This is a genomic window from Palleniella intestinalis (assembly GCF_013166595.1).
GTDB lineage: Bacteria > Bacteroidota > Bacteroidia > Bacteroidales > Bacteroidaceae > Prevotella > Prevotella intestinalis.
The window spans coordinates 136,847-161,942 of record NZ_JABKKG010000007.1; the positions used below are offsets into that span (position 1 = coordinate 136,847).

Annotated in this window: 26 protein-coding genes and 1 rRNA gene; all 27 read right to left on the reverse strand. The window is 37.4% G+C overall.

The features are described 5' to 3' along the window. Positions 1–42: 42 nt before the first annotated feature. Positions 43–987 carry an SGNH/GDSL hydrolase family protein gene (locus HPS57_RS10660; protein WP_172182932.1) on the reverse strand — a complete coding sequence of 315 codons (945 nt, stop codon included), beginning with the start codon at positions 985–987 and terminating at the stop codon, positions 43–45. Next, complete coding sequence (locus HPS57_RS10665; protein ID WP_172182934.1) at positions 977–2,155, reverse strand: O-antigen ligase family protein; 1,179 nt, start codon at positions 2,153–2,155, stop codon at positions 977–979. Before HPS57_RS10665 ends, HPS57_RS10660 begins: the two co-directional genes overlap by 11 nt. A gap of 189 nt (positions 2,156–2,344) precedes the next feature. After that, positions 2,345–3,331 (reverse strand): glycosyltransferase family 2 protein, encoded by a 987-nt coding sequence (locus tag HPS57_RS10670; RefSeq protein ID WP_172182936.1) that lies wholly within the window; start codon positions 3,329–3,331, stop codon positions 2,345–2,347. A gap of 78 nt (positions 3,332–3,409) precedes the next feature. Beyond that, positions 3,410–3,976, reverse strand: a complete 567-nt coding sequence (locus HPS57_RS10675; protein ID WP_172182938.1) for an LbetaH domain-containing protein — start codon at positions 3,974–3,976, stop codon at positions 3,410–3,412. 7 nt (positions 3,977–3,983) lie between these two features. Further along, positions 3,984–4,763 (reverse strand): glycosyltransferase family 32 protein, encoded by a 780-nt coding sequence (locus HPS57_RS10680; RefSeq protein ID WP_172182940.1) that lies wholly within the window; start codon positions 4,761–4,763, stop codon positions 3,984–3,986. Further along, positions 4,760–5,728: a glycosyltransferase family 2 protein gene (locus HPS57_RS10685; RefSeq protein ID WP_172182942.1), complete on the reverse strand. Its 969-nt coding sequence runs from the start codon at positions 5,726–5,728 to the stop codon at positions 4,760–4,762. The genes HPS57_RS10680 and HPS57_RS10685 overlap by 4 nt, the downstream gene beginning before the upstream one ends. 26 nt (positions 5,729–5,754) lie before the next feature. Continuing rightward, the gene (locus tag HPS57_RS10690; protein ID WP_172182944.1) at positions 5,755–6,543 is read right to left on the reverse strand and encodes a glycosyltransferase family 2 protein; all 789 of its coding nucleotides are present in this window, start codon (positions 6,541–6,543) and stop codon (positions 5,755–5,757) included. After that, positions 6,540–7,013, reverse strand: a complete 474-nt coding sequence (locus HPS57_RS10695; RefSeq protein WP_172182946.1) for a hypothetical protein — start codon at positions 7,011–7,013, stop codon at positions 6,540–6,542. Before HPS57_RS10695 ends, HPS57_RS10690 begins: the two co-directional genes overlap by 4 nt. 20 nt (positions 7,014–7,033) lie before the next feature. Beyond that, positions 7,034–7,483, reverse strand: a complete 450-nt coding sequence (locus HPS57_RS10700; protein WP_216653404.1) for an acyltransferase family protein — start codon at positions 7,481–7,483, stop codon at positions 7,034–7,036. A 150-nt stretch (positions 7,484–7,633) separates the two neighbouring features. Next, positions 7,634–8,854, reverse strand: coding sequence for a glycosyltransferase (locus HPS57_RS10705; RefSeq protein WP_172182950.1), 1,221 nt, complete (start codon positions 8,852–8,854; stop codon positions 7,634–7,636). 3 nt (positions 8,855–8,857) lie between these two features. Beyond that, positions 8,858–9,856, reverse strand: coding sequence for a GT-D fold domain-containing protein (locus HPS57_RS10710; protein WP_172182952.1), 999 nt, complete (start codon positions 9,854–9,856; stop codon positions 8,858–8,860). After that, positions 9,844–10,476, reverse strand: coding sequence for an acyltransferase (locus tag HPS57_RS10715; protein ID WP_172182954.1), 633 nt, complete (start codon positions 10,474–10,476; stop codon positions 9,844–9,846). Before HPS57_RS10715 ends, HPS57_RS10710 begins: the two co-directional genes overlap by 13 nt. After that, positions 10,473–11,084, reverse strand: coding sequence for a hypothetical protein (locus HPS57_RS10720; protein WP_172182956.1), 612 nt, complete (start codon positions 11,082–11,084; stop codon positions 10,473–10,475). Before HPS57_RS10720 ends, HPS57_RS10715 begins: the two co-directional genes overlap by 4 nt. Further along, a complete protein-coding gene (locus HPS57_RS14525) occupies positions 11,075–11,491 on the reverse strand; it encodes an acyltransferase family protein (protein ID WP_172182958.1) in 417 nt (138 codons plus the stop codon). The genes HPS57_RS10720 and HPS57_RS14525 overlap by 10 nt, the downstream gene beginning before the upstream one ends. Before the next feature lie 90 nt (positions 11,492–11,581). After that, positions 11,582–12,553 carry a glycosyltransferase family 2 protein gene (locus HPS57_RS10730; protein WP_172182960.1) on the reverse strand — a complete coding sequence of 324 codons (972 nt, stop codon included), beginning with the start codon at positions 12,551–12,553 and terminating at the stop codon, positions 11,582–11,584. Positions 12,554–13,056: 503 nt separating this feature from the next. Further along, positions 13,057–13,632, reverse strand: a complete 576-nt coding sequence (locus HPS57_RS10735; protein ID WP_172182962.1) for an acyltransferase family protein — start codon at positions 13,630–13,632, stop codon at positions 13,057–13,059. Between the two features lie 2 nt (positions 13,633–13,634). Further along, positions 13,635–14,750, reverse strand: coding sequence for a UDP-galactopyranose mutase (glf, locus tag HPS57_RS10740; protein WP_172182964.1), 1,116 nt, complete (start codon positions 14,748–14,750; stop codon positions 13,635–13,637). Positions 14,751–14,783: 33 nt separating this feature from the next. After that, a complete protein-coding gene (locus HPS57_RS10745; RefSeq protein ID WP_172182966.1) occupies positions 14,784–16,235 on the reverse strand; it encodes a lipopolysaccharide biosynthesis protein in 1,452 nt (483 codons plus the stop codon). Positions 16,236–16,237: 2 nt separating this feature from the next. Then, entirely contained in the window at positions 16,238–17,215 is a 978-nt protein-coding gene (locus tag HPS57_RS10750; RefSeq protein WP_172182968.1) for a LicD family protein, read from the reverse strand. Positions 17,216–17,267: 52 nt separating this feature from the next. Further along, on the reverse strand, positions 17,268–17,843 hold the full coding sequence (locus HPS57_RS10755) for an acyltransferase (RefSeq protein WP_172182970.1): 576 nt from the start codon (positions 17,841–17,843) through the stop codon (positions 17,268–17,270). Between the two features lie 266 nt (positions 17,844–18,109). Continuing rightward, a complete protein-coding gene (locus HPS57_RS10760; RefSeq protein ID WP_172182972.1) occupies positions 18,110–19,126 on the reverse strand; it encodes an NAD-dependent epimerase/dehydratase family protein in 1,017 nt (338 codons plus the stop codon). Continuing rightward, positions 19,114–19,833 carry an IspD/TarI family cytidylyltransferase gene (locus HPS57_RS10765; RefSeq protein ID WP_172182974.1) on the reverse strand — a complete coding sequence of 240 codons (720 nt, stop codon included), beginning with the start codon at positions 19,831–19,833 and terminating at the stop codon, positions 19,114–19,116. The genes HPS57_RS10760 and HPS57_RS10765 overlap by 13 nt, the downstream gene beginning before the upstream one ends. A gap of 133 nt (positions 19,834–19,966) precedes the next feature. Further along, positions 19,967–22,099, reverse strand: coding sequence for a hypothetical protein (locus HPS57_RS10770; RefSeq protein ID WP_172182976.1), 2,133 nt, complete (start codon positions 22,097–22,099; stop codon positions 19,967–19,969). Between the two features lie 58 nt (positions 22,100–22,157). Beyond that, complete coding sequence (locus HPS57_RS10775) at positions 22,158–23,495, reverse strand: UDP binding domain-containing protein (protein ID WP_216653405.1); 1,338 nt, start codon at positions 23,493–23,495, stop codon at positions 22,158–22,160. Between the two features lie 302 nt (positions 23,496–23,797). Next, the gene (locus HPS57_RS10780) at positions 23,798–24,499 is read right to left on the reverse strand and encodes a hypothetical protein (protein ID WP_172182978.1); all 702 of its coding nucleotides are present in this window, start codon (positions 24,497–24,499) and stop codon (positions 23,798–23,800) included. Between the two features lie 236 nt (positions 24,500–24,735). Next, entirely contained in the window at positions 24,736–24,930 is a 195-nt protein-coding gene (locus HPS57_RS10785) for a hypothetical protein (protein WP_172182980.1), read from the reverse strand. Between the two features lie 77 nt (positions 24,931–25,007). Then, positions 25,008–25,096: ribosomal RNA gene (gene rrf, locus HPS57_RS10790) — 5S ribosomal RNA — on the reverse strand; the annotation flags it as partial.

Consider the following 25,096-nt stretch of genomic DNA (forward strand, 5'->3'; position numbering starts at 1 on the left):
CATTGAAACCAATGCCAAACAAAATATGTCCATTCATGGGACTTACTGTGATATACTCTGCAGTAGCTTCTCCAAGCATTTTGCCAAATGCCTCTGACCTTCTTCATTAAGATGAATGCCGTCACGGAACATCTTCGGAGTCTCACCGGATTCCAGTCCCGTCATGCAATGGACATCATTCTCTTCCGCCCATTGAAGGATGACTTTCCCCATGGCGTTATACTCACCGGCCTCAACCTCACCACGCTCGGCATGGAGATAGATGCTGAAAGGAATTCCTACAGAGTCTGCAATGGCTTTTAACTCACCAAAGCCTTCATTTATGGGATATTCCATCGGAGACTTTGGCTGCACCACAGCATTCGCCACCTGATGTGCAACAGTCTCGTCCGGGTCAAGCTGTTGCTTTGTCTTGTTCCAAATCACCGTAACCTTCGGAACAATATACCTGTCCAGCAACTCCCATACCGCCAACTTGTACTGCTTGTCCGGATAATTCGGAAACCTGCCTACAACCGGCACATGGGACATACGGTCGTAGGCATCATGGCTGCTGCACACCAGCACCATCGCCTTGGCACAAAAAGTACCACTCTCTTTCAGATATGCAGCACAGTTATCAGGTCCCCAGCTGCCCGCAGAGATGTTCAGCATCTGCATCCCTGTTTCTTTAGAGAAAAGGACTGATGCCAAATCAGCCTGGTCAGTCATTGTGCCGCCGAACAGCACGGAGTCACCAAGACCAAGCACAATTGTTTTTGTCGTGTCCGGCTCTTCGCTGTTACGTTGCGAAAAAGAATTCGTCTTTATGTGAGCACCGAACCTATATCTGTCCTGATTCGGCTGTGCAATATACTCATACAATTCACTTTCGTTGTAAAGAAGGGCATCACAGAAACCGAAAGCGCGAAGGAGAAGTTCTGAACAGATAAATATGGCTGGTACAGCCAATATAATACTATACTTTCTTATATTCTTATAGCTCATATCCTTGTTGCTTTAATGCAATAAGTTGTTGCTTGTACATCTGTGCCTCACTCAGCACGCCAATACACATCCAACAGACAATGCACATGTACCATCCGCCCTGGAACATATAACCCTCCAAAATAGTATGTACTGTAAAGAAACAGAAGATTGCATACATCAGAACGTATTCCGTATCATACTTTATATTCTTAACGGAGGTAAAAGTACGAAGCCAAAGTATCAGGGCGATAACAAAGCCCATTATGCCTGTCTGGGCAAGGATTGCAATCCAACTGCCACCGGACTCGTCACGTCCAATCTTACGGTCACTCCCCACACCACTAACAGCATACCCTACTCCAAAAAGAGGAGAAGAGTTGAACTCTGCCATTCGCTTGATCCACAATGCATCTCTAGAAGTTACCCCCGTTGCCTCTTGTGCATCTTGCTTTTGCATCATACGCTCCGCACTCTTCATGAAAAAAGGAAATGAGAGGACTCCTATCACACCAAATACCATCACATACTTCATAATAGCTTTCGCATTGAATGAAAGCCAATAGAAAAGCAAGCCGGAAGAGACAACCGCTAAGCCTGCTGCCGAACGAGAAGCGGAAAGCAGACAAACATAAATTGAAGCAAGGAGCATCAGGAGAAGAAGGTACTGGTATTTAGAACCCTTACCCTTATTCTTAAACAGCAGATAAGCAAACAATATAATACTCATTGCCGCTGCGGCACTGTTCCACATCGGGAACTTGGCATATCCGGAAAACTCATCAACACCGCCATACTCCATCATACTTCCGCCATAACGGATTATCTGGTTATTCACTCCCTGAGCCTTCGCTATAAGACTTATTATCACTGTTATAGCAAATCCTATAACGAAGTTTCTCATCAATTTCTTTTTGAACAAGTGCCACCGAACACTTGTCATAAAAGGTCCGCACATTACAAGGATTGCCGTAAACAGTATCAGACGTAAGTCCAAAGCCATATTTATTATGGATGCAAGCCACACAACGGCAAGGAACAGCACATAGATAGAGTACTTTGACTCCATACGCACACTGTACTTGCTCATCTTGTAGCCCAATAAGGCAAGACCGATGTAATAAACAAATGTAGGAATATTATAGGGATAAAGATTGCTGAATATACAGAACGTTATCAGCAGTTCCATTTTGTTATTCCTATAATAGTTTTTGATTGCTTTCCACATAACATATTTATTTTACAGCCAGCAGAGTTGCAACGGCAGTATCAAAGCCAAGCACATCCATAGAATGACGCACAATTATCGCCTTGTCAATATAGGAGGACTTGGTATATAAACTAAATTTCATAATTTTATTCTTCACATTTCGCTATATCATTTGCGCTTCATCCCCCCAGGAGTTGCATTGAAAATCTGAATACATTTATAAATTTTAGATATCCTCCATGGAAACATTCTAAACAGAATACCTTCAAGTTTGTATTTCAATACATTAGTACACAAAAGACACCTAAATAAATTACGGTTTTCATACCATAAACGATTCAGTTCTCTTTCTTGATGACAATCAAATTTGTACGTATTATACAAAGATGCGTTCAAAGCCTCGGACATATAGTTATTTAATGACACAAGGATATCTTGCTCTCTAGCAGAAACTGCAAAACAGCTTAACTCACGAACAACAGTAACAAGATCAAAAGCTCTTTTGGGATTTATTCCACGAGTCGTCGATTCCGGATTCTGATAGACAAAATAGCAGATTTCATTTATAAAACCTATACGATTTGTACGATAGTACATTCTAGGGCATATTTCAGTATCCTCATGGAACATTCCTTCTATAAAAAACAACCCATTATCTATCAGATGTGAACGCTTCCATATAGTATAAGTCGGACTTATCAAGAAAATAGAATCACACAATAAATCCTTTCCACTTACAATTTTAGTTTCATCAAAAGTTCTCCACCTTTTCAATTCTTGTCCGTGGAGTGTCGCATGCCCAACAGTAATCCCCTCCAAATCTTTTTCTTTCAGAGCTGTCAAAATCCTATTCAGGCAGTTTTCTTTTATCCAATCATCCGCATCAACAAACCATATATATTCACCGCATGCTTGCCGCAGACCATTATTACGAGCTGCCCCCTGTTTGGCATTCTCTTGGAAAATATATCGAACATTCGGATTTACATTCTGATAAGAGTCAACTATTTTGCTCGTATTGTCAGTAGAACCATCATCAACAACTATTATTTCATAATCATCAGTTGGTATATCTTGATGAAGGCAACTTTCCAAACACTTTGGAAGAAATTTTTCTGCATTATATGCAGGTATAATTATCGAAAGGTTAATCATAAATAAATATCTACTACTGTTTTTTATAATTATAAACTTTGCTCATTACTACCTATTAACAAATTTATATTTTAACAGTCATGTATCTGCTTTTTTTGATTTTGATTCCATTTTCCTTATCACGCATGGATTACCATACGCAATGCTATTGTCCGGCACATCTGTTCTGACAAACGCATTCGCTGATATTCTTACATTATTTCCTATCCTTATCTTTCCTGCAACTACAGCACCCGCATACATTGTCACATTATTCCCAATAACAGGTTTGCCATCCTTGCCCCATCCTACCGTACAGTTCTGATGAAAACAGAAATTAGTTCCAATACTTTCCGCTACTATTATTGAGGAAAAGCCATGTTGTATAATTACCCCCCCCGATATATTACTGTGAAGATAGCAGTTCTGCACACGTTTTAGAAAAATATTGCATATATGTCTGACTGCAAATGGCAGTCTATGGTAGAAAACCGTTCTATACTCATTACGCTTACACAACAGCATTACAAAAGCATCGACGTCACTAACCGATTCATCAATAGCAATAAAACGTTTCCAAGCCTTCAAGTCCTCAAGGATAAGTGGAATACGTTTGGAATAATATACGAATACAAGTATATAAGGTAATAGAAGTATCTTCTTCATTATAATATTACAGCTTCATTATCCATTTCGCAAGTTTCTCCTGCAGTTTCATCTTCCTGTATCCCAAAGTCTTCTTCTTGGGATTCGTGATGTCGCGAGTGCTCATGCCGGCTTTCTTGTTCCAACTCTGTGCCACACGGTGAATGCATACTACATCCTTCATACTTGTATAACCCGGCTGGTCGAAATACTGGTATGGATAGATATGTATGCCATTATCCAATACCTGCAACTTATTCACACAATCCCTTGAGTCAAAACCATAGCGCTCTGCCAAACGAACCTGAAGCATTGGGATTATCGTCATGTCGTAACGAAGCTCCTGAGGAAGATTCTCATTATGAGAACGGATAAAATGCCTGTGCTCATAAAACTCCAGACACTCCTTTATGAAAGGATGATGCTTCTCGGCACCGAAGCAATGGGAGGTCAGTGTGGCGTAATCTTCCTTGCCCTGCTCCTTATGCACATAGTACTCACGGCCTATGAACATTCCGTCATTCAGGAACGGGTCAAACGGCTTGAACACATCAATGTCCGTGTCAAGCCAGATTCCGCCGTAATGGTAGACGGCATACAGGCGCACGAAATCAGCTGCAAAAGCCCATTTCTTAACGCTTACCGCCTCATTGGCAAAAACATTGTTACACTCCGCCAATTTCTTGGCGTCCCATAATATAAACTCATAGTCAGGAAGCACTTTCTTCCAAGTGTCCATACACTCTTTAAGAAATGTTGGATATGGTTCTCCACTGAACCAACTGTAATGTATTATTTTGGGTATCATGATATTCCTTTTATTCTCAGATAAATTTTGTTTGTAATAAAATATAATCGCACACTACTGTATGCCAGCCGGATTTTCCGGTTTTCAAAACAAGTAAAACCTATACTACGGTAAATATCCACGATCTCACATACACGCTTCTGATATTCCTGCCTATCAAGTCTTTCTACAAGAGAAGCGGAGTAAAGCCAGTTCTTCATAAGCATCTCAAGGCGGATGTTCAGCCATACAGATGATGCGATGCCATGCTTAACAATGAATCCGTGGAGATTATGCAATACAAGATACAGATCATCAACAGCATTACGCCTGTATCGACAGCTATGCGTTGCCGAACCTTCGCGTATCAGATAATGATACAACGGCTCTGAGATCGAAATAGGATTCAGGCAAAGCATCTCATACTTATATTGGAACTCCAAATCCTCCGCCAACCGTATACCTTTTGTAAACCTCAGACCATGCTCCTGTATGACATCATTCCTGAAAATCATGCACTGGTTGAAGAAGGATATCTGATTCCTCAGGAAATCATTCTTCCCAATGTCCTTCATCTCCTTTCTTTCATGAGAGACTGCATGGTCTCCCTCATGCCTGATTTGACCGAACATGACAAGGTCATTATCAGAATAGCTATGACAGGCATCTTTCAGGATGCTAACAGCCCCATGTTCTATCCAGTCATCTGAATCTACAAACCATATCCATTCTCCTGATGCAGCATCAAGTCCGCTGTTCCTTGCGACGGCAACTCCCTGGTTCTCCTGATGAATGACTTTTATACGGCTGTCCTTCTCCACATAATCGTCACATATCCGTGAAGATGTATCATGGCTTCCGTCGTCAATAAGAACCAGCTCCCAGTCTCCGCAAGTCTGACTAATGACGGAATCCACGCACCGGCACAGATACTGTTCCACATTGTAAACAGGAACAATAAAAGATACAAAAGGTCTCTGTGTCATTCTTTTCTATCTCAATCAATTTTGTGTCATTTTCCGAACATCTTTCTTATAACTCTTGCCGTAAACTCTAAAGTCTTGAAATAATTGCTTTCCACATCAGCAAGCGTAGCAATACGGACAAGAAGATTTGGGTGCACTATATCATGCTGCATACGTTTGGAGAAATGCTCGTCAAGTACTTTTTGGCGTTCTTCTTCTCTCTTTTCCTTTTGAGAAGACGAGACCCCTCCTTGAGCAAATTTGCAAATGAATTTTTCTATTTTCTTATAGGAACGGTCTTTGATGATCAGTTCAAAGAACATTTGCTCCCAATCCGATACAATTCTCAAATCTTCTCGATAAGGTCGTTGTTTCAACAATGATGTATGAATGAATGTCGCTTGGTGGCTCAAAGAGTATATTGCCATAAGATAGGTTGTCGGCTGACTTACAGCTTTCCATACACTGGTATGGCCATCGGAAAAAGTGCATAGAGTATCTCCGGAGATAAAATCAGCATCTCCCAACAATGGAAGAACACTTTCTATTGTATCATGAGAATATAATGAGTCACCCGCATTCAGAAAAAGACAGTATTCGCCCCTTGCCTGAGCTATTCCTTTATTCATGGCATTATATATGCCATTGTCTTTCTCACTTACTTTATAATCGATTATTTCATCATACTGCTTCAACAGCTCGCAGGAACCATCCTCTGAGGCTCCATCTATGACAATATACTGAAAATCTTTACAGATCTGGTTGCTAACGCTTTCCAATGTACGTGCCAATCCTGCTTTATCATTATAGCATACTGTTATGATTGAAAGTTTCATATACTTTTATTAATAAGTTTATTTGCTTTATCTGTTATCCAATAAAACAAATAAGAACCAAAAATCAATGCTTGTAAAAAGATTATCGTTTTCACCCCTCGCCCCACAGAGATGAAGTCATACGAAAGCAATGCTAAATTTGTACCATAGTAGATTTGTAAAGTATTGTTTCCAACAACCTTATATACCACATGCAATTTTTCAATATTGAGTCTATCGAAAACACAATGCATCTTAGCCAATAAGAATACCAATAAAGGGGTGATCAGAGTTGTCAATAGGAAATTAACATCCTCACCTTGGCACACTACCAGCCCCACAAAACTGAGCGTATAGAAAATTGTAATATATTGCTGCTGACGATAAGTATCACGAAACATTGCCAGATAGATTCCAAACACAAACATTGGAATACGATGCAGCATTGCAAGCTGAGACCAATGCATAGGGCATAGCCATGTTACAGCCAAAACTATTGGAACTGTGAGAATTACCCCCCCATACGAGTTCGTACAATAATATAATAAAACAGAGGAAATAGGAGATAAAGTTGCAGAATTGCACTGACATACCAATCCACTCCTCCATGGTTGAACGTATAGTCCAATGTACTGAACATCCAAAGAATCTCACCACCTGACATTTCATATCCTCCAGCAAGTCTATCCAGAACAAGTATACTACCCATTAGCAAATAACAAGGTAATATCTTAATCAACCTATTCTTGTAAAAACCTCCTATACTATTTTTACGAAAAGAATATGTCAATCCAAAACCACTAAGTAGAAAGAATATATCAACCCCAATAAATCCCCATTGAAGTATCATTCCTATATACCAAGGAAAACCTCCTACCCAACATTTGTAATGGTAAACAACTACAAGAACAATGGCTAAAGCCATCAGCCCTAAACGACATTTTGAAATATAGTCTGCCATATTTACTTGATGTAATCTCAAACTCATTCTTTTTCCTTTTTTATTTTTCAACATAAATAGTGAATATTTCTCTATTGGACAATGACGATCATCGTGTATGGAAATCCACGATGATCACATATATCAAGACTAATTATATCTGTATGAGTATTAAACTATTTTTCGATACAATTTTATGTATTGGTTGGCTATAATGTCATAAGAAAAGCGAGACAGTACATCTGTACGGATAATGTCACGGCTATAGGTTGTCCCCATAGCATTACGTATCCCTATCTCAAGGGCATCCACCGTAAAGTCCTCACAAATCACACCTGTGGCAGGAGTAATCTGTTCAGGAACTCCACTGCAAGGGAATGCTACTACAGGAGTACCGCAAGCCATGGCTTCCAACGGTGTCTGTGCAAAACCTTCCTGGAAAGAAGAAAGTACAAAATAGTCTGCCGCTGAATAATATTGAGACAGCAAGTTCTTATCGGAAACCAAACCGGCACACCGGATTTCAATATTACTTTTTGGCACATCCTTATATCCTCCAAGACAAATCAACATAACGCGATTGTCATCCAATCGTTCCAATGCCTCTATCAGCAATGAAAGTCCCTTGCGTTTATCTTCTATGGCAAAAGATGAGAAAAGGAACACTTTCTTGTCCAACGGTATATCCAGCCTCATTCTGCAATCTTCCTTATCCAGCATTTGATACAGATTTCCTTCCACACCATTATGAATAAGCGTCACCGGACAATTTTTCAATATATCACTCGAATGGAAGAAATCCTGCATTTTCGAAGAAATCGCGACCAGATATGGTTTCTTTCCACTATTGATTGCCTTTTTCTTTATTTCAACATATATCTTATCCAACTTAAGATAAGTTTCTCCGGCATTCTGCTTGGCACTTACATAATGGAAACCACCCAAACCGGGATTCTCATCATGAATCGTCCAAACGACTGGTTTGTCTATTTTCTTAAAAAACGAAGGAAAATCAACAAAATCAGAAATCCAATGCAGATGCACTATGTCTGCACTTTTTATCATCGGATGCTCCGTAAGGCAAGTATATTCCGTAACCGGAGAAGTGAAGAACATCGAGCCCGAAGTCTCAGCCTTACGGCGCAAATATTTAAGATACTCGAAACGTGGTCTGACAATGAACTTAACCACTTTCATCAATATGCGTATAAGAGTATTATCATATCTCTTATATACCGCATCCTTGACAGCAATAGCGACGCCATCACTTTCTTCTCCGCTCATCAGAAGCATAGAAGACTCTATGCCCGCCTCATTCAATGCGGCACTTATCCTCATGGCGCACCATGTTGCACCACCATCAGGAAGTTTACATACATGAACAACTTTCATAAATCACCAATAACATCCACCCTCAACGCCATCGGCTTTCTGAGGTTTTTCTGTTTCGTCAGGGCGAACCCAATATTCATTATAATAGGTTGACGCATAGGGATGTATTTTTATATATCCCTCATCCGTTTCCCAACGCTTTCCTTTTATGCCAAAAAGTAATTGTAACACACCACCTAAATGTATTGCCTGCTTTCCACAATCTTTAGCATAGGCTGCAAGAGGAAACCCATAAGCTCCACATCCCAACAGACAGACATCATAGTCCACTGCATCCATCTGGCGCTTCATATAGTCAAGAGCATCAAACCAGTCATTAAAATTTTCATCCGCACATCCTAAAGTCTGAACTGCCTTAATTGTATGAAGCTCAAATTCTGGCAATATATCAGGACATTGGGGAAATAATTTTTCCCTTCGTGCATATTGTTTTCTAATTGTTTCTTCAAAAGGATGTATCACAAGAACTTTTTTCCCCTTCAATGCGCGTGTCCATGGGTTTTCCGTCAACAAAGGAGTCATTAATTCACGGTCAACCTTTACAGACGAAGCTAATTCTTTTTTGAAATCTGCTTCATTATAACACCAGCTTCCAAGAATATCCACTTTTGACATACATTTTACCATCAAATCGTAAAATTTTCTCAAAGCTTCAATATCATCAGAGGGGAAGAATCCGGAAAGTTGATTGAACATCGGAATAAGAATCGGATTCAAGAAATTTGGCTGCCCTCTCCATATGATATATTTCACATTGGAACGATACTTGTAAAATGTGTATTTCAAATTCTCCAAAACCATCATTTCCGTATGACCTAACCGAGCAATCATCAAAGGTTTTCGTGATTGGATAGCATCACATATTATTGACATGATTTTTTCTTTATCCTTTTCACTTTCTTTGGTAAAGAAAGATTCTGCATGCGGACCAATTATTTTTCCATATAAACTACGCATGCGCATTATTATTCGCGCATGCAGACTACATTTTACAACTTCCATGATATATTTCTTTTTACTATTTTTGCAGGCTGTCCTACAATTATCGACGAAATTTCACTCTTTGTAGATGCTGTTACTACAGATCTAGCACCAACTATGCTGCTATCAGCAATCTTAGCACCTTTCAGTACAAAAACTTGCTCACCCAACCACACATGATTACCAATAATTATGTCCTGAGGAGTGTTTATTACTTTATTCTCTTCATCCATAATAACATGGGAATCAGATGTCCTTACGACACAGTCTTTTGCCAATAGTGTACCATCACCTATCGAAATCTTTGTATCAGCCATTGCAGATAGACAGCAGCCTGGTCCAATCCAAGTTCCTTTGCCTAATTCTATACAACTTTCTTCTTTTTCAAAAGCAAATGTAACGCCACTGACACAGATACCATCCCCAAACTTCACAACATGATTATTTCCTTGAAAAAAGAACTTGCAATTCTCCAGTATAACATTTTTTCCTGCCAATATTCTGTTATTTTGCCCCTTATCAGATATATAAATATTTCGGGTGCAAAGATGTCCTTTGATTATTGTCTTATGTAAATTCCTTAACAATAAATAATTCCATTTATATCTCAAAATTTTTAATAAAAAAAATAATTTGTTCATTTCTTGAATTCTATTTTATAGTTAAATAAAGTCCCAAAACGCTTATCTATCCATAAAGCTACATATATAGAACTCACCAGCGTAATTACCAGTACAAAAACTGCTAAAAATACATCTCCTTTGGGATTGTTCAAATCATACCATGGATAATATCTTTTGGCAACAATAGACACACCCAACCATGCCCCTTTTATTATCATGCAATGCAAACACATCACATGTAAGGATAAGACACCTATTTTTGAAAGATATCTACTAATAGTTTTATATTGCGAAATTATGGACGAGGCAATGATAACAACAGAGATTCCTATCAAAGCATATACGAAGCAACCCACGAAACTTGTTATTGTCAAAGACCACATATCTGTGTAGATGTTAGGGTGGAACACCAAAGCCATACTGAATATTCCAAGAACTATATAGTTCCAACGACTATTAACAAGCCAACCGTATATTGTTCGCTTGTTATTTCCCCATATCTTATTGTAAGCGACATCGCCTATATAGAAAAAAGGATAAGCCAATAATGATTGCGACAAACAACATGGCAAATCCAATTTACTACACACCATGCCGCAGCCTAAAACTCCTGTAACTATAGCCAATAGAGGGGGGGGGGGAATTTAAGTCTACTATTTATCCAGTGTAATATATTACATGTAAAAAGACTTATTAAGAACCAGATTGCTAAGGGATGGAAGGACAGAAATATCCCCTTTATTTCTTCTATATTTTTATAAGAAGCAAAAATAATTATGTCCATTACTATTGTTTGGGCAAACAAATATATTATATATGGTATTAATAGTCTACATCCTTTGTCTGAAAAAAACTGAATAAAAGACTTATTGGTTTTGCAATAAAAACCTGACAAAAAGAAAAATAGAGGCATATGGAACAAATATATAATTGAGATTATTGCATCAAAACTTGATGATGCAATGTGCCCTACTACAACCAAAATTATCCCTATTCCTTTTGCTATATCTACGACCTCATTACGTTGTTTCATATGAATTCTTTGATGATGAAATAGTCCTATTTATGAAAATATCATTTTTGAGGAATTGTAACAGCACAAACGGATTTAATTTGCATAAAATCACCTATTGAAATATTTCTTCAATCCACCGAAATACCCAATCAATCCTGATATAAATGCATCACGTATCAGACTTGTTTTTGAATCATTGCCCAAAGTTACTCTATAATAATTTTTATAAGCACGATACAGATACTGGCTCATTCTGAATCCACGCCATTTACTTGGCTGCTCCAACATGATATTATATACCCTGTTACGTATGGCACAGTATAGCTTCCAATCAACATCCACTATAACAAGATAAGCATTGAATGTATCTGCATTTCGAACAACATTCTGTCTATCAACAGGATGATAGTGAATAGCCTTAATGGTAGTCATACGATGAAATCCGGCTTTTTCCGCACGTATCTGATAATTAATTTCATCACCCCAAATAAACATCTCTTTTTTAGGATAACCGATTTTTTTTATCAACCTTGCAGAATAAAGGATACCATTAAAAGGAGAAGCCCACCCTTCGACAATACCATTGGAATCTGCTTTCTTGCAGAATTCGCTATATGTTGCATTCGGAACGAAAGAACATGCATCGCGGTCTTCGTCAGACAAAACTACAGGAGCTATATAATCCCTATCTTTCAAGAAAGGAACAAGTTCCTTCAAACAATTCTTATCGGGTTCTCCATCATCATCCATGACCCATATTCCATCAAAAGAATCGGATTCTGATGCAAGTTTCATACCAGTGTAAAATCCACCAGCCCCCCCTTCATTCTTCTCACATTTGTGATATTGAAAGAAAATACCATTTACATCCTGATTGCAATACCCTGCGGAAACTATATATTCATCAGTACCGTCTGTGCTTGCATTATCTATTATATAAACAGTCTTCGGCTTATACGTTTGCTGTTCTATAGCATTCAAACAGCGTTTCAACAGATTTTTTCTGTTGAAAGTTACAACTACACATCCTATATTATATTCATAATTTTTCATTTCCATCAAATAAAAAATTTCCTTCATTCTTCAATTACAACAAGCTCATATTTAGATTAAAATCCAAGAATCTTTTTAAATAAGTGAACAATCATCTTTCACCAACTATGTATTTTCTCTTTTTGTATTATATATGTATAACTCTTTTTATATAATTAATAGCAATAGATATTGGAATACATGCCACTAATAAAGTAAAAAATATTATTACAGGATTTCTGCTTGCATAAATAAAATCCTGAAAATATGACAAATATATAAAGTTATGAAATAGAAAAATATTCATTGAATGTTTTCCTAAAAAATCAAGAACTCTTTTCAGGTTTTCGTTAATTGTTAGCCTCGTATACAATAGTATAGTAATTATTGTGATAAACCAATCAAATTGTAATGTATTGAGAGCTCTTACACGTAGCCACAACATTATAATCAGCAACATAACAAGCGTTCTTGTATTAGGAATCTTCAACCTGTCACAAAAATTCTCATTTGCCATTATCATGCCTATTACAAAAATTATAGAGTAATTCTTAATGCAATCCATGAATGGGACTGCTGTTGACAGTATTACCCCCCCCCGAAATAGCATATAGCGGATTGGATTTCAAGAACTTATACAATAGCGGAAAAATAAAATACAATACAAGAATGCAACTCATAAACCACCAGCTACCATTATAACCTATTTTTCCAAAAACATTCAACAACCCAGTGATGTCCAAAAACAGATTCAAATATGGATAGCTGCCGTAAATTACATCAGGTGTTCTCCCTAACACAAATACTCCATAGGGAACAAACAGTAGCCAAATCAGCCAAAAAGTAGGAAACAACTTAAATACTCTATGGCTTACAAAAGATAGATAATTAATTTCTTCATTTTTATTATTAGCCTGTATGGTTAATCCATAACCTGAAAGAAATACAAAGATTGCCACACACAACTTGCAAATCAATCCTAGTGTATTCACTAAATAATGTTCGCCCCAAAGATGTATGTCATCAAACAAATCAGTAGCTACAAAAAATAAATGATGCCAAAGCAACATTAACAATGCTATCCCTTTCAGAACAGAAGTGTCTTTCTTGGTGAGATTGATTACCATTTTTATATTATAATTTCCATTGCTTTTTCTACAATCGGAGCCATATCATAATATTTATATTCTGCCAAACGACCACCGAAAATAACATCACTCTCTGTTTCTGCCAACTGACGATACTGTTCCGCCAACAGATTATTACGTTCGTCATTAACCGGATAATAGGGTTCCATACCAGGTTGCCATTCTGTTGAGTATTCCTTACTAATGACTGTTTTGAGACAATCATAGACTTCTTGTCCAAACATCTCAAAATGCTTATGCTCAATCACTCGTGTGTAGGGAACATCACGTTCTGTATAATTCACTACAGCGTTTCCTTGATAGTTCGCCACATCTTCCACCGTCGTCTCAAAAGACACAGTACGATATTGCAGCCGCCCAAGTTTATAACAGAAATATTCATCAAGAGGACCTGTATAAACCAATTTTTCCGCTATCCCATGCCAATCACCCAAAGAAAAGAAATCTGTATTCAGATGTACTTCAACACCATCCAACAATCCTTCTATCAGTTTATTATAACCACCGACAGGAATACCTTGGTATTTATCGTTAAAGTAGTTATTGTCAAAAACCATTCTCACAGGCAGACGCTTTATAATAAATGCCGGAAGTTCTACACAGTCCCTGCCCCACTGTTTTTCCGTATATCCTTTTATCAATGTCTCATAAATGTCCTTGCCTATGAGCAACTGAGCCTGTTCCTCGAGATTTTGCGGTTCTCTGCCATTCAAATGTTCCTTTGCCTCTGCACGTTGTTCATCCAATTTCTTCTCTGCCTCTTCAGGAGTTTTTACTCCCCACATTTGATAGAATGTATTCATATTGAATGGCAGGTTATACAATTTTCCATGATAATTTGCCACAGGAGAGTTTGTATAGCGATTGAATTCCACTATCGAGTTCACAAAATCCCATACTTCTTTATTTGATGTATGGAATATGTGTGCACCATATTTATGCACATTTATTCCATCTATACTCTCACAATAAACATTACCACCTATGTGATTGCGCTTATCAATCACAAGACATTTTTTGCCCATCTGCTTTGCACGATAAGCAAAGGTTGCTCCAAAAAGACCAGAGCCTACTATAAGATAATCGTATTGCTTCATATTTTTGGTATTACTCCATTTAAATAATTTTCTTTATCGTCCCTTCTTCATTTTCAAAATTTCAATAATATCTTTTAAACTTTCATCTTTGGTCACTATAACTAATGTACCATATACAAATAATCCGACAATTCCTCCCAATAGAACTTTTAGCCACGCTGGTTCTACCAATATTGTTGTCAAATAACATGCAATACCCATAATAGAAGACTTAAATATTATAGGGATATTATAGTACATTTGTTTCCAAAAACCGAAATTTATTAATTTTCCGGTATAGTAACAATTAAAGGAGTACGCAACTAACTCATAAAACGCCTTACCTATGATAAGCCACACTATACCAAATTTTATCATTGAGAAGAGAATCGCAAAAGCTATGGTTTTTTTTACAATCTCAAGTTTCAGAACCAAGTCTGTACGCCCTTTTACATATAGTATATTTAAATTTATATGTGTTAATGGACTAAACATCGCCCCTAGTGCAAGTATCTGCAAATATGGAACGCAAGGAAGCCATTTCTCTCCTAACACAACATATATAAACGGATGTGCCAGTGCTATCATTCCTGCCAATATTGGGTATAAGATAAACAGAGGAATTCTAAGAAATTTCTGATATGTCCGCTTTAGGCGCTCTTGATCATCCTGAACTTCTGACATTACCGGATAAACGACTTTCATCACAGTATCAAGAATTGATTGTGATGGCATATATGCAAAATGTAGAGCTCGATTATAATACCCTACTTCTAAAGGTGCATATACACGCCCTATAACCAATGTATATAAATTGTTATATATAATATTAATAATGCTCGAACAAAGGAATTTGGAACCAAAAGAGAACAAATAATTAAATGATTTCATTGAAAATAGCAGCAATGGTCTCCAACGTGTATAGTATTCCACAAGAATGAATCGTAAAATACAAGAAAACAAACTCTGAAAAACCAAAGCCCAAACTCCAAACCCAGTGTAAGCTAGGATTAATCCAAACACACCAGACAACACTCCTGTACTGACAGTTATAATTGACAATTGCTTAAATTTTAGTTCTGCAGTGAGTTTGGTGCTCTGTACCATACACATTGCATTAACTATAAAACAAAGCCCTAAAACACGACACACAGGTGTCAATATTGGAGCATGGTAAAACCGTGCAATATAAGGAGAACATGCAAAGAACAATATATACAGTATAACAGATACAACAATATTAAAATAAAAACAAGTTGCATAATCTTCTGCGGTTCTGTCTTTTTTGCGTATTATGGCACTTCCGAAACCACTGTCCATAAAAGTATTTGCCAAAGCCATGAATATCATTGTCATACCGATCACACCATAATCTGACGGTGACAATACACGTGCTATAGCAATACCTATAACCAACTGTATGAATTGGCTTCCAAATTTTTCCATTGAAGTCCAAAACATGCCATTTACGGCTTTGCCTTTTAACGAATTACCTGCCATTCCCATTCTTACTTCACCCCCAACATTTTCAATGTAAATACACCTGCTTCCTTTATTTTTGTCCCAATCAAAACATAATATGCGTATATATATGACATTCTCATTCCTGATATATAATCCATATACGGTTTGCAGACATCAATAATAGGTTGGCTATGTGTACTTCCACCAACTACAAATTTCATATAATCACCATATTCATGCGACAAGAGTTCATGATATTTTTCAGGAATCGGCAATTCTATTGTCTCAAATGGCATCATAATAGTTTTATCAAACCATTCACTGCGCCGTACCCAACGTGGTTTATAAGCAAACAAAGTACAACATGACCTTTCATATTTATCAATAGAATATTTACGAAACATATCTTCCAAATATGTGTACAGCTTAATATCTGACCAAAAAGCCTTTCTCCCTAACTTAAATAAACCTTTGAAATAGTTTTTATACCGAAGTGCTCTGTACACAGGATAATGTCTACACCACAAATAATCAAGAATTAGGTCTCTTTGCCCTATCAAAAACTTTCTTTCTGCTTCATCCTCAGGGAATCCATCTGCAACAAAAATATCAATACAGACTCCCATATTGAAATCTACTCCTAACTTCGCTTCATCAGGCAGAATCATGGTAGTATCTTCATAACGTAATTGGGAATGTCCCCTATAATATCCTTTTTCTGTATATGCACATTGAAAGAAATAAGGAGACTTAAATTCATCTTTAGCAATCTTCAAGAGCTTGTCATAATCATCCCTGAACATTACAAAATCCATATCATCATCCCACGGAATAAAACCATGGTGACGAACAGCTCCCAACATTGTACCACTAATTGCCCATATTTTTAATTCATGACGTTTACAAACATCCAAAAGATGTAAAGCCATATCCAACTGGATATTCCATATTTGCTTTGTTTGTTGTGTAACTAAATATCCACAACGCTCTTCTTGTTCAATAGATTGTAAATATTGTTTCATTTTGTATTCCATAACATTATATGATTTCTTTCAATCATTCATAAAAAGAGTTCTATCTTGTGGCATAATTGTTATAGTCAAACACATGAGTACATTTGTAGGAAATTTCACCATTTTCCCGAAAAAAAGCATTTAGTTCATACTCAAATTTTAAATTCAATATTCTAAAAAGCCCCGTCCGCTTAAGTTTTGCCGGACTACCTGCAAAAAAATTACCCTTTGTGGTTATTTCTGAATAATCTTTATTTATTACAGAATTAGCAGCGATTATTGAATATGAAGGTATTTGGGCACCGGTTGCTACTGTCACATGGTTTGCTATCCAAACATTTCGTCCAATTTTAACAGGTCTGGTTCTATTAGCTATTGTATGATTTTGTTCATCAAATACATAGTGAAAATTTGAATCATATATTTGACTATCCCAACCACAACTAAAATGTTCTCCTATCGTAACACTATTGCTGCAATATAGCATTACACCCTGATTTATTAAAGTATCATTGCCTATGGACAATTTACTTTCTGGATATGCCAGTATAATAGAACATCCTTTGTAAATATTTATATCTTCACCACCAAGATAAAGCCTTGCATTTCCTGAGCCAATACGTATAAGAGTCCCCATCCCTTTCCCAGGATGCATAGGGTATTTTAGATAGCCGATTTTTACCCCCCCCCGATTTTATTTTATCCAATACAATTACACCACGTTTGGCACCAATAATTTCCACTCCATAAGCCAAATGAATAGGATGCTTTATAGCAACATTAAATGGAAACATTTTGAAATTGAAATATATTGTTTTCAATACATTTGTCGTTGAAAACAAATTCCAATATCTTTTTATTCTGTTTACAAAATGCATATTTCCTTTACCTTCTCAATTCTGATTATTCCAACAATGTCTCAATTGTATTTTTAATACCCATTTCTATTGGGTAAGTAGCATTCCATCCCAATGCCATTAGTTTTGTTGTATCAAATACAGCCTTTGTTATCGGAGTCTCTACCGTAGGTTGAACTTGCGGCAAGTCAAATATTACAGTTTTATCTACTATACTAGCTATGGTTTCAGCCAATTCGCGTATCGTTATATTTGACTGTTCATCCGCAACATTATATGCAGCTTTATTTTCACCTTTCACCAGTACATATATCAAAGCTGCCGCACAGTCTACAACATATAACCATGAACGGTATTGTTCTCCTTTGCTTTTAAGTACAATGTCGTCACCATTCAATACATTACGAATAAACTGTGCATATACACGATTATCACTCTCTGTAAAATTTGGTCCATAGGTATGGCATAGACGAGCAACAGAGATGTCTATACCATACTGTTCAGCGTAGGCAACACACAACGTCTCGGCAGCACGTTTTGACGATGGATAGCAAGCTCTTTGCGACATTGTATTGATATAGCCGCTATCCGTCTCTCTCCACCTGTCACCACATCCTTCTCCATAGACTTCACCAGAAGATATGTAGACTAAACGCTTAAGTCCATGGTCAATGCCATAATCCAATAGATTACAAACACCCATCAGATTAGCTTTCATTACACCCACAGGGTCTGATGCGAAAAAATTAGGAGAGCCATTACTTGCGGCATCTATTATATAGTCAAACTTAATATCACATTGCAACGGAACAGTGACATCTATCAAAACGTAATGCAGATGCTCGGAGGGAGAAAATTTGCTGCGTGCACGCTCTACATTTCTACACCCGGCATAAACTTCATACCCATATTCTTCCGCATAGATAGTCAGAAGCTCCGTCAGACAGCTACCTATCAAACCTGTTGATCCGGTAACGAGTATGTTCGCACCATACAATACAGACAAATCGGGTAGATTAACGTCTCGTAAATTTTGTTGATAAGGATTCATCACTTTAACCATTCTTCTTTTGAGGTGTGCATCAATGCCTTTAATATTTCCAAGTCCTCAACTGTCGTAATTTTAATATTCTTTTCAGAACCTGGCACAATATGCATCTCTATATTCTCATTCAGCTCTGCTATCAGAGTACAAGAGGCTACAGAATCAACCAAACCTTTAACCTTAGCTAATTCATGGGCATTTATTATATTTCTCAGTCTGAATGTCTGAGGCGTCTGCGTACGAATAAGTGTATCTCTCGGAATGCTTGTCTTAGTAGTAAAACCATCTTCGCTTTCCAATATCGCTTCACGACATTTTATCCCTGTTATGGCATACCCATAAGCTTTGCAAATGGCAATATTGCTTGAAATAATATCCTGAGACAAAAGAGGACGCACCGAGTCATGTATCAATACTAAATCTTCATCTGCACATCCAGCATCCCTTAATCCATAAATACCATTATGAATTGACTCCATGCCAGAATTACCTCCTGAAAAAATCCACTTTAACTTCGTTATTGAAAATTGGTTCGCATATGACTGTAACACGGTTTCCCAGCCTTTTAGACATACAATAGCAATAGCTTGTATGTCAGGATGCCTTTGAAAACACATCATGGTGTGGATGATAATTGGGCAATTATCTACATGTATAAACTGTTTGGGAATATCTTGTCCCATGCGGTTGCCTGAACCACCGGCAATTAATAAAGCTATATTCATATTTATAATGTCTCAAAAATGATACTATTTTTCCTCATTATTTATTGTCCTTTGGGGATATCAGCCTTTTTGACTTACAAGGACAATATGATATTCATATTGTCTGACAGCAGGCAGATTTGGGAATCAACAACTACTTCATGGATCCTAAAAATGAAGATATCTTAGGCGTTAGTTTATTTGATTTTATCTCATCATAAGTAACTCCCAAAACTTCACTAAGTTTATCCCTATTCAGAAAATACATTATATTATCACTGTCATCAATAATTCCTGATTCAATAAGGCTATTCAAAACTATTGGCCCCATATCAGAGCCAATCAAACGTGAACTTCCTATTTTCCCTTTATAGCGCGCCATACTTCCTTTACTATGCGATCTGAAGCAGATTATGATTTTCCGAAGTTTGATGTATTTCTGTCGTATATCTTCCGATTCACATTTAATTTCTGATTTTCCCTGACGATACTGTTCATAGGGAAATGAGGTGTGATTATTGGAATATATTTCAAAAGCCTCATTCTCCCTCAAATGATTTATAACATGGCACTCATTGTTTGCGACCGACTTGAAATCAAATTTTTTGCAGTCCAAAAGCACTCCGTTTACGGTTTCCGTACACGGATATAGTGTAATAGAGCCACTTATACTTACATTGTTGCAAGTTATTGTAACAGGTGCATATATTTCAATATTTTTGCTATTATTTGCAACTTCTATATTCAAATCAATATTCTCCGCGTCTATAATGACATTGGAAATGATATTTCTAAGCGTAAGGCGTGGAGTATCCTTACTAATTGACAGAGACAGTCCTGCTTTCGTTTTTATACCATCATTTTTCAATAGCACTTCGAAATTGTAATATTGTTCACTATCCTCCAGTTGACAAATTTGCATGTATGCCTTATCATTATTTTGATCCAGCGAACTAAGAGAATGATAAATATAATCTACGTGATCCTTATCAACAACATTTGCAAAATGAGTATATATGAAATACAACATATACGAATCTTTGTATTTGCTTTCCAAATATAAATTTACATATTCCTTGTATTTGCCGCATTTCATCAATACACTGAGGACATAGCATTCAAATACTATATTCTGAAAATCATGGTTTTGAGAATCCAAGAATGGATGTTCCCGAACCCATTCATTTATTCTTTCATTATATCTTTCATTGAGTTTATTATCATCAGAGACAATATAATCACACGAAATCCCTAGTACATTACAAATCAATCTATAACACTGTTCTTCTTCGCAATAGGCATGATCTTTCATCTGTCGTATATCCTTTTCTCCTCGTCCTTTTGTAATGTGTGGGATTAACAGATTAGCAATCTTGTCGTTTTGTTCTCTATCTATTATATATTTTACAATTTCCAAAATAAGCTCCAGCCCCGTGTTCTGAGAATTTTCAAGCTGAGTAAGATAGCCATAGTAATTCTTATTTTTTTTAATGGAAGTTGCAATAGCCATCAGTACAGGGGCATAGCCTAAGAAATGTATACGTTGTTGCCTTTCCAAATCCGATTGATTTTTGAAAAAAGCCTGAACTTTGTCTAATATATAGTCACGTAATTTCTTATAGTTCACATCATATTGTATATTCTTATTGTCACACGAATGTTTGTCAATAAAATTACGAGCTTGGGACATGTCAAAGGGTTCTATCCTTTGCACAGAGACTTTCAACCCCTTATCTTCAAAATACAGTGCGGTGTAATCTATAGACAAGGTTCTACCTAATAAAATAAATGATGTGTTTTTTGATAATGATGCAAACTGGCAAATATTGTCAAGGAAAGCATCAAAACCCTCTGATGATGTTTTTATCTGCCCCTCATCAAGCCCATCTATTACTATAAGTTTTTTTCCTGCACTTAAATCATGTGAAAAATGTGCATACCCCATAGGAGTCAAGGCTTGTGATAGCAATCCTGTCAAAGAATTGCTTGCAACAGCCTTAGATTTTCCCAAATCATAGACCGGCATTCCTAATTTTGCCGACAAATGAGTGGTCATCATGGTTTTGCCAGATGCACCTACAGCTGAAATCAAAATTATTTGAGGGGATTCTGTCTGACTCTTAAGACTACAACCAGACTGAAAAGAAAGATACGGCTCAATGTAAGAATCTTGTATCTCTTTCATAATAAAGAAACCCTTCTCTGCATTTTTGATAAAATCATCAGGAACTTTCTCTAAATGCTCAGAAAGAGAATTGCACAATTTGTATAAAGAGATTGCATCCATAATTCTATTCTCTCTATTTTATATTTCCAAAAAGCTTATACAATACTACTTGTTTTTTTTAATCTCTACGGAATATATCACGTGTGTATACTTTCTCTTCCACATCGTCAAGGCAGGAGTCATAACGGTTGGCGATGATTGCCTGACTTTGGGACTTGAACGCAGCAAGGTCATTTACGACACGGCTGCCGAAGAATGTAGAGCCATCCTCCAAGGTCGGCTCGTAAATGATGACCTCTGCCCCTTTCGCCTTGATGCGCTTCATCACACCCTGAATAGAGGACTGACGGAAATTGTCACTGTTGGACTTCATTGTAAGACGGTAGACTCCGACAACACAACTCTTCTCATCAGAAGGACTAAAATCTCCACGGTTGTAGTAATCATAATAGCCTGCCTTGCCAAGGACTCTGTCAGCTATAAAGTCCTTCCTTGTACGGTTACTCTCCACAATTGCCTGGATAAGATTCTCAGGCACATCGGCATAGTTGGCAAGCAACTGCTTCGTGTCCTTAGGAAGGCAATAGCCGCCGTAGCCGAAGGATGGATTGTTGTAGTGCTGCCCAATACGCGGGTCGAGACTCACACCATCTATTATAGCCTGTGTGTCAAGCCCCTTCACCTCGGCATAGGTGTCAAGTTCGTTGAAATAGCTAACACGGAGTGCAAGGTAGGTATTGGCAAAGAGTTTGACAGCCTCTGCCTCTTTCAAGCCCATAAAAAGTGTATCAATGTTTTCCTTCAATGCTCCTTCTTGAAGCAGAGAAGCGAACTTGTGTGCAGCCTCCTCAAGGAAAGGTATGTCGGCTATGGTACGAATTGCTGCATTCTCTTCCTCAAATTGGTCATCAACGATAATCTTCGGATAACCAACTATGATACGGCTTGGGTAAAGGTTATCATAAAGAGCCTTGCTCTCACGAAGGAATTCCGGAGAGAAGAGCAGGTTAAACTTTTTACCGGCAAGCTCAGGAGTATTTGCAAATTTTCCTGCATACTTTACATACAAACTGCGACAGTAGCCGACAGGTATTGTGCTCTTTATTACCATCACGGCATCAGGATTGACTGACAACACAAGGTCGATGACATCCTCTATATGATGTGTGTCGAAGAAATTCTTCTGAGGGTCATAGTTTGTAGGAGCCGCTATCACAACAAAATCTGCATCCTTATAGGCATCCGCACCATCCAAAGTTGCGGTAAGATTGAGTTCCTTCTCTGACAGATACTTTTCAATATAATCATCCTGAATAGGAGATATTCTGTTGTTAATCTTCTCTACTTTCTCAGGAATAACATCAACAGCAATTACCTGATGGTTTTGCGCAATAAGGGTGGCTATACTCAAACCTACATAGCCGGTACCTGCTACTGCTACCTTTATATCTTTCATATATATGTGATTGGATTATTATTTTTTTGCTAACAAAAAATATCTATATGGGCTTATATTACCCTGCAAACATATCAGCAAATATTATAAGTAGCTATTGTAAATTACTTTATATTTAAGTTATGTTTCTACTAAAACGCAGTTGTTTTTAGTAGAAACTGATTTCCAACAGTTACTTACTGATGTGATACGAACATAAAAAATCTTTGTTGAGAAATAACTATTGATATTTATCTTGTATATCAATACAACTCAATTTTTTTTGAGACTATAATCTACCATTAACCGATTGGTTGTAAAAGCTATTTCACCTCTTCAAAATTCTCTTTATGGAGACCGCGGATTGCGACGGCATAGCCACCGAACTCCATGACAAGCTGGCGATCACGATCAATACGGACAATGTACCCCTCCTGACCTTTGAATAATCCTGACAACACACGCAAACGGACATGATTCTTTGCAAAATGCAAAAAAGGCTCACGAAGAAAAGTTATGTTCTCTGGCTTTGCCTGCATGACAGCCATAAAAGGTTTCATAACACGATTCTCAATAGAAGCAGGTCTGCCTGTACTACAATCATTGACTAAATGGTACAGAGGGAAATTCTCTTTCAGAAAAAGTTGCAACTCTCTAGTTCTGCCCTGCAAAAACACTAATCCGCTTATTGTCTGACATAGCTCTTTCTTAACTCCAATAGAATCTTTTTTCGCCTTATATCTATAAGAACGGTGAATGAAACAAGCATGCTGGGAATCCTTGTGGCTGGCATTATAATCCTCCATTTTCTCCTCAAATGCCTTCACTGCCATATTATGGATATAAATATACCCCCATGACTGAGACTTCTCAAAGGTTTTCAATCCTGCACTTTGTCTTTCATTTTGAGACAAAAAATCTATTCCCTGAGCCGACGATTGTTCAACTCTGGAAACATGAATACCATTAGGAAAACACTTGTCTTCCGTGGCGATAGAAGGAGATTTAGAGCAATCCTGCGTCACTATCTCGGAACTATTCTATGTCATTGGCAACTGCCACAAACAAGCAGCAGATATGCCCACTCAATAAATTTTGCGCTCTCATGTCAATCTTAATTAAAAATCTCAGAAAGCATAATGCTTTTTCACTAAAAAAACTAATATTAATTACTGGGACTTCTCTCATTTTTGCCCCAATAATGAATTCATCTGCAAAGATACATCAATTATTTCAATTTTCCAACAAAAAATGTATTTTTCTATAAAAATATATTTTTCTCCTCTATAAAAAGCCTATTAAGCATCATATTGTCTATATTTATACAACACTTTCTCTCCGTTTGCCTTTTCCCATTCACCTTGAATTCGTCATCATCCACTTCTCCCCAAATCATCTCTTCAAGCCATATCCCACTCAGTTCTTTTCCTCTCCCTCTCCTCCTGTCCCTATCCACTGCTGTCGCCAGCCCATGAACGCATGAAATAAGAATTCCCCCGCCGACCTTTCAGTCAGCGGGGGAACATGTCTCAAAGAAGGCGGCCTCCTACTCTCCCGCATTGCAGTGCAGTACCATCGGCGCAGGCGGGCTTAACTTCTCTGTTCGGAATGGGAAGAGGTGG

Coding starts and splice junctions, on each gene's coding strand:
- HPS57_RS10660 (WP_172182932.1), bottom strand. CDS start 987: ATGAGCTATAAGAATATAAGAAAGTATAGTATTATATTGGCTGTACCA.
- HPS57_RS10665 (WP_172182934.1), bottom strand. CDS start 2,155: ATGGAACTGCTGATAACGTTCTGTATATTCAGCAATCTTTATCCCTAT.
- HPS57_RS10670 (WP_172182936.1), bottom strand. CDS start 3,331: ATGATTAACCTTTCGATAATTATACCTGCATATAATGCAGAAAAATTT.
- HPS57_RS10675 (WP_172182938.1), bottom strand. CDS start 3,976: ATGAAGAAGATACTTCTATTACCTTATATACTTGTATTCGTATATTAT.
- HPS57_RS10680 (WP_172182940.1), bottom strand. CDS start 4,763: ATGATACCCAAAATAATACATTACAGTTGGTTCAGTGGAGAACCATAT.
- HPS57_RS10685 (WP_172182942.1), bottom strand. CDS start 5,728: ATGACACAGAGACCTTTTGTATCTTTTATTGTTCCTGTTTACAATGTG.
- HPS57_RS10690 (WP_172182944.1), bottom strand. CDS start 6,543: ATGAAACTTTCAATCATAACAGTATGCTATAATGATAAAGCAGGATTG.
- HPS57_RS10700 (WP_216653404.1), bottom strand. CDS start 7,483: ATGGCAGACTATATTTCAAAATGTCGTTTAGGGCTGATGGCTTTAGCC.
- HPS57_RS10705 (WP_172182950.1), bottom strand. CDS start 8,854: ATGAAAGTTGTTCATGTATGTAAACTTCCTGATGGTGGTGCAACATGG.
- HPS57_RS10710 (WP_172182952.1), bottom strand. CDS start 9,856: ATGGAAGTTGTAAAATGTAGTCTGCATGCGCGAATAATAATGCGCATG.
- HPS57_RS10715 (WP_172182954.1), bottom strand. CDS start 10,476: ATGAACAAATTATTTTTTTTATTAAAAATTTTGAGATATAAATGGAAT.
- HPS57_RS14525 (WP_172182958.1), bottom strand. CDS start 11,491: ATGAAACAACGTAATGAGGTCGTAGATATAGCAAAAGGAATAGGGATA.
- HPS57_RS10730 (WP_172182960.1), bottom strand. CDS start 12,553: ATGAAGGAAATTTTTTATTTGATGGAAATGAAAAATTATGAATATAAT.
- HPS57_RS10735 (WP_172182962.1), bottom strand. CDS start 13,632: ATGGTAATCAATCTCACCAAGAAAGACACTTCTGTTCTGAAAGGGATA.
- glf (WP_172182964.1), bottom strand. CDS start 14,750: ATGAAGCAATACGATTATCTTATAGTAGGCTCTGGTCTTTTTGGAGCA.
- HPS57_RS10745 (WP_172182966.1), bottom strand. CDS start 16,235: ATGGGAATGGCAGGTAATTCGTTAAAAGGCAAAGCCGTAAATGGCATG.
- HPS57_RS10750 (WP_172182968.1), bottom strand. CDS start 17,215: ATGAAACAATATTTACAATCTATTGAACAAGAAGAGCGTTGTGGATAT.
- HPS57_RS10755 (WP_172182970.1), bottom strand. CDS start 17,843: ATGGGGACTCTTATACGTATTGGCTCAGGAAATGCAAGGCTTTATCTT.
- HPS57_RS10760 (WP_172182972.1), bottom strand. CDS start 19,126: ATGGTTAAAGTGATGAATCCTTATCAACAAAATTTACGAGACGTTAAT.
- HPS57_RS10765 (WP_172182974.1), bottom strand. CDS start 19,833: ATGAATATAGCTTTATTAATTGCCGGTGGTTCAGGCAACCGCATGGGA.
- HPS57_RS10770 (WP_172182976.1), bottom strand. CDS start 22,099: ATGGATGCAATCTCTTTATACAAATTGTGCAATTCTCTTTCTGAGCAT.
- HPS57_RS10775 (WP_216653405.1), bottom strand. CDS start 23,495: ATGAAAGATATAAAGGTAGCAGTAGCAGGTACCGGCTATGTAGGTTTG.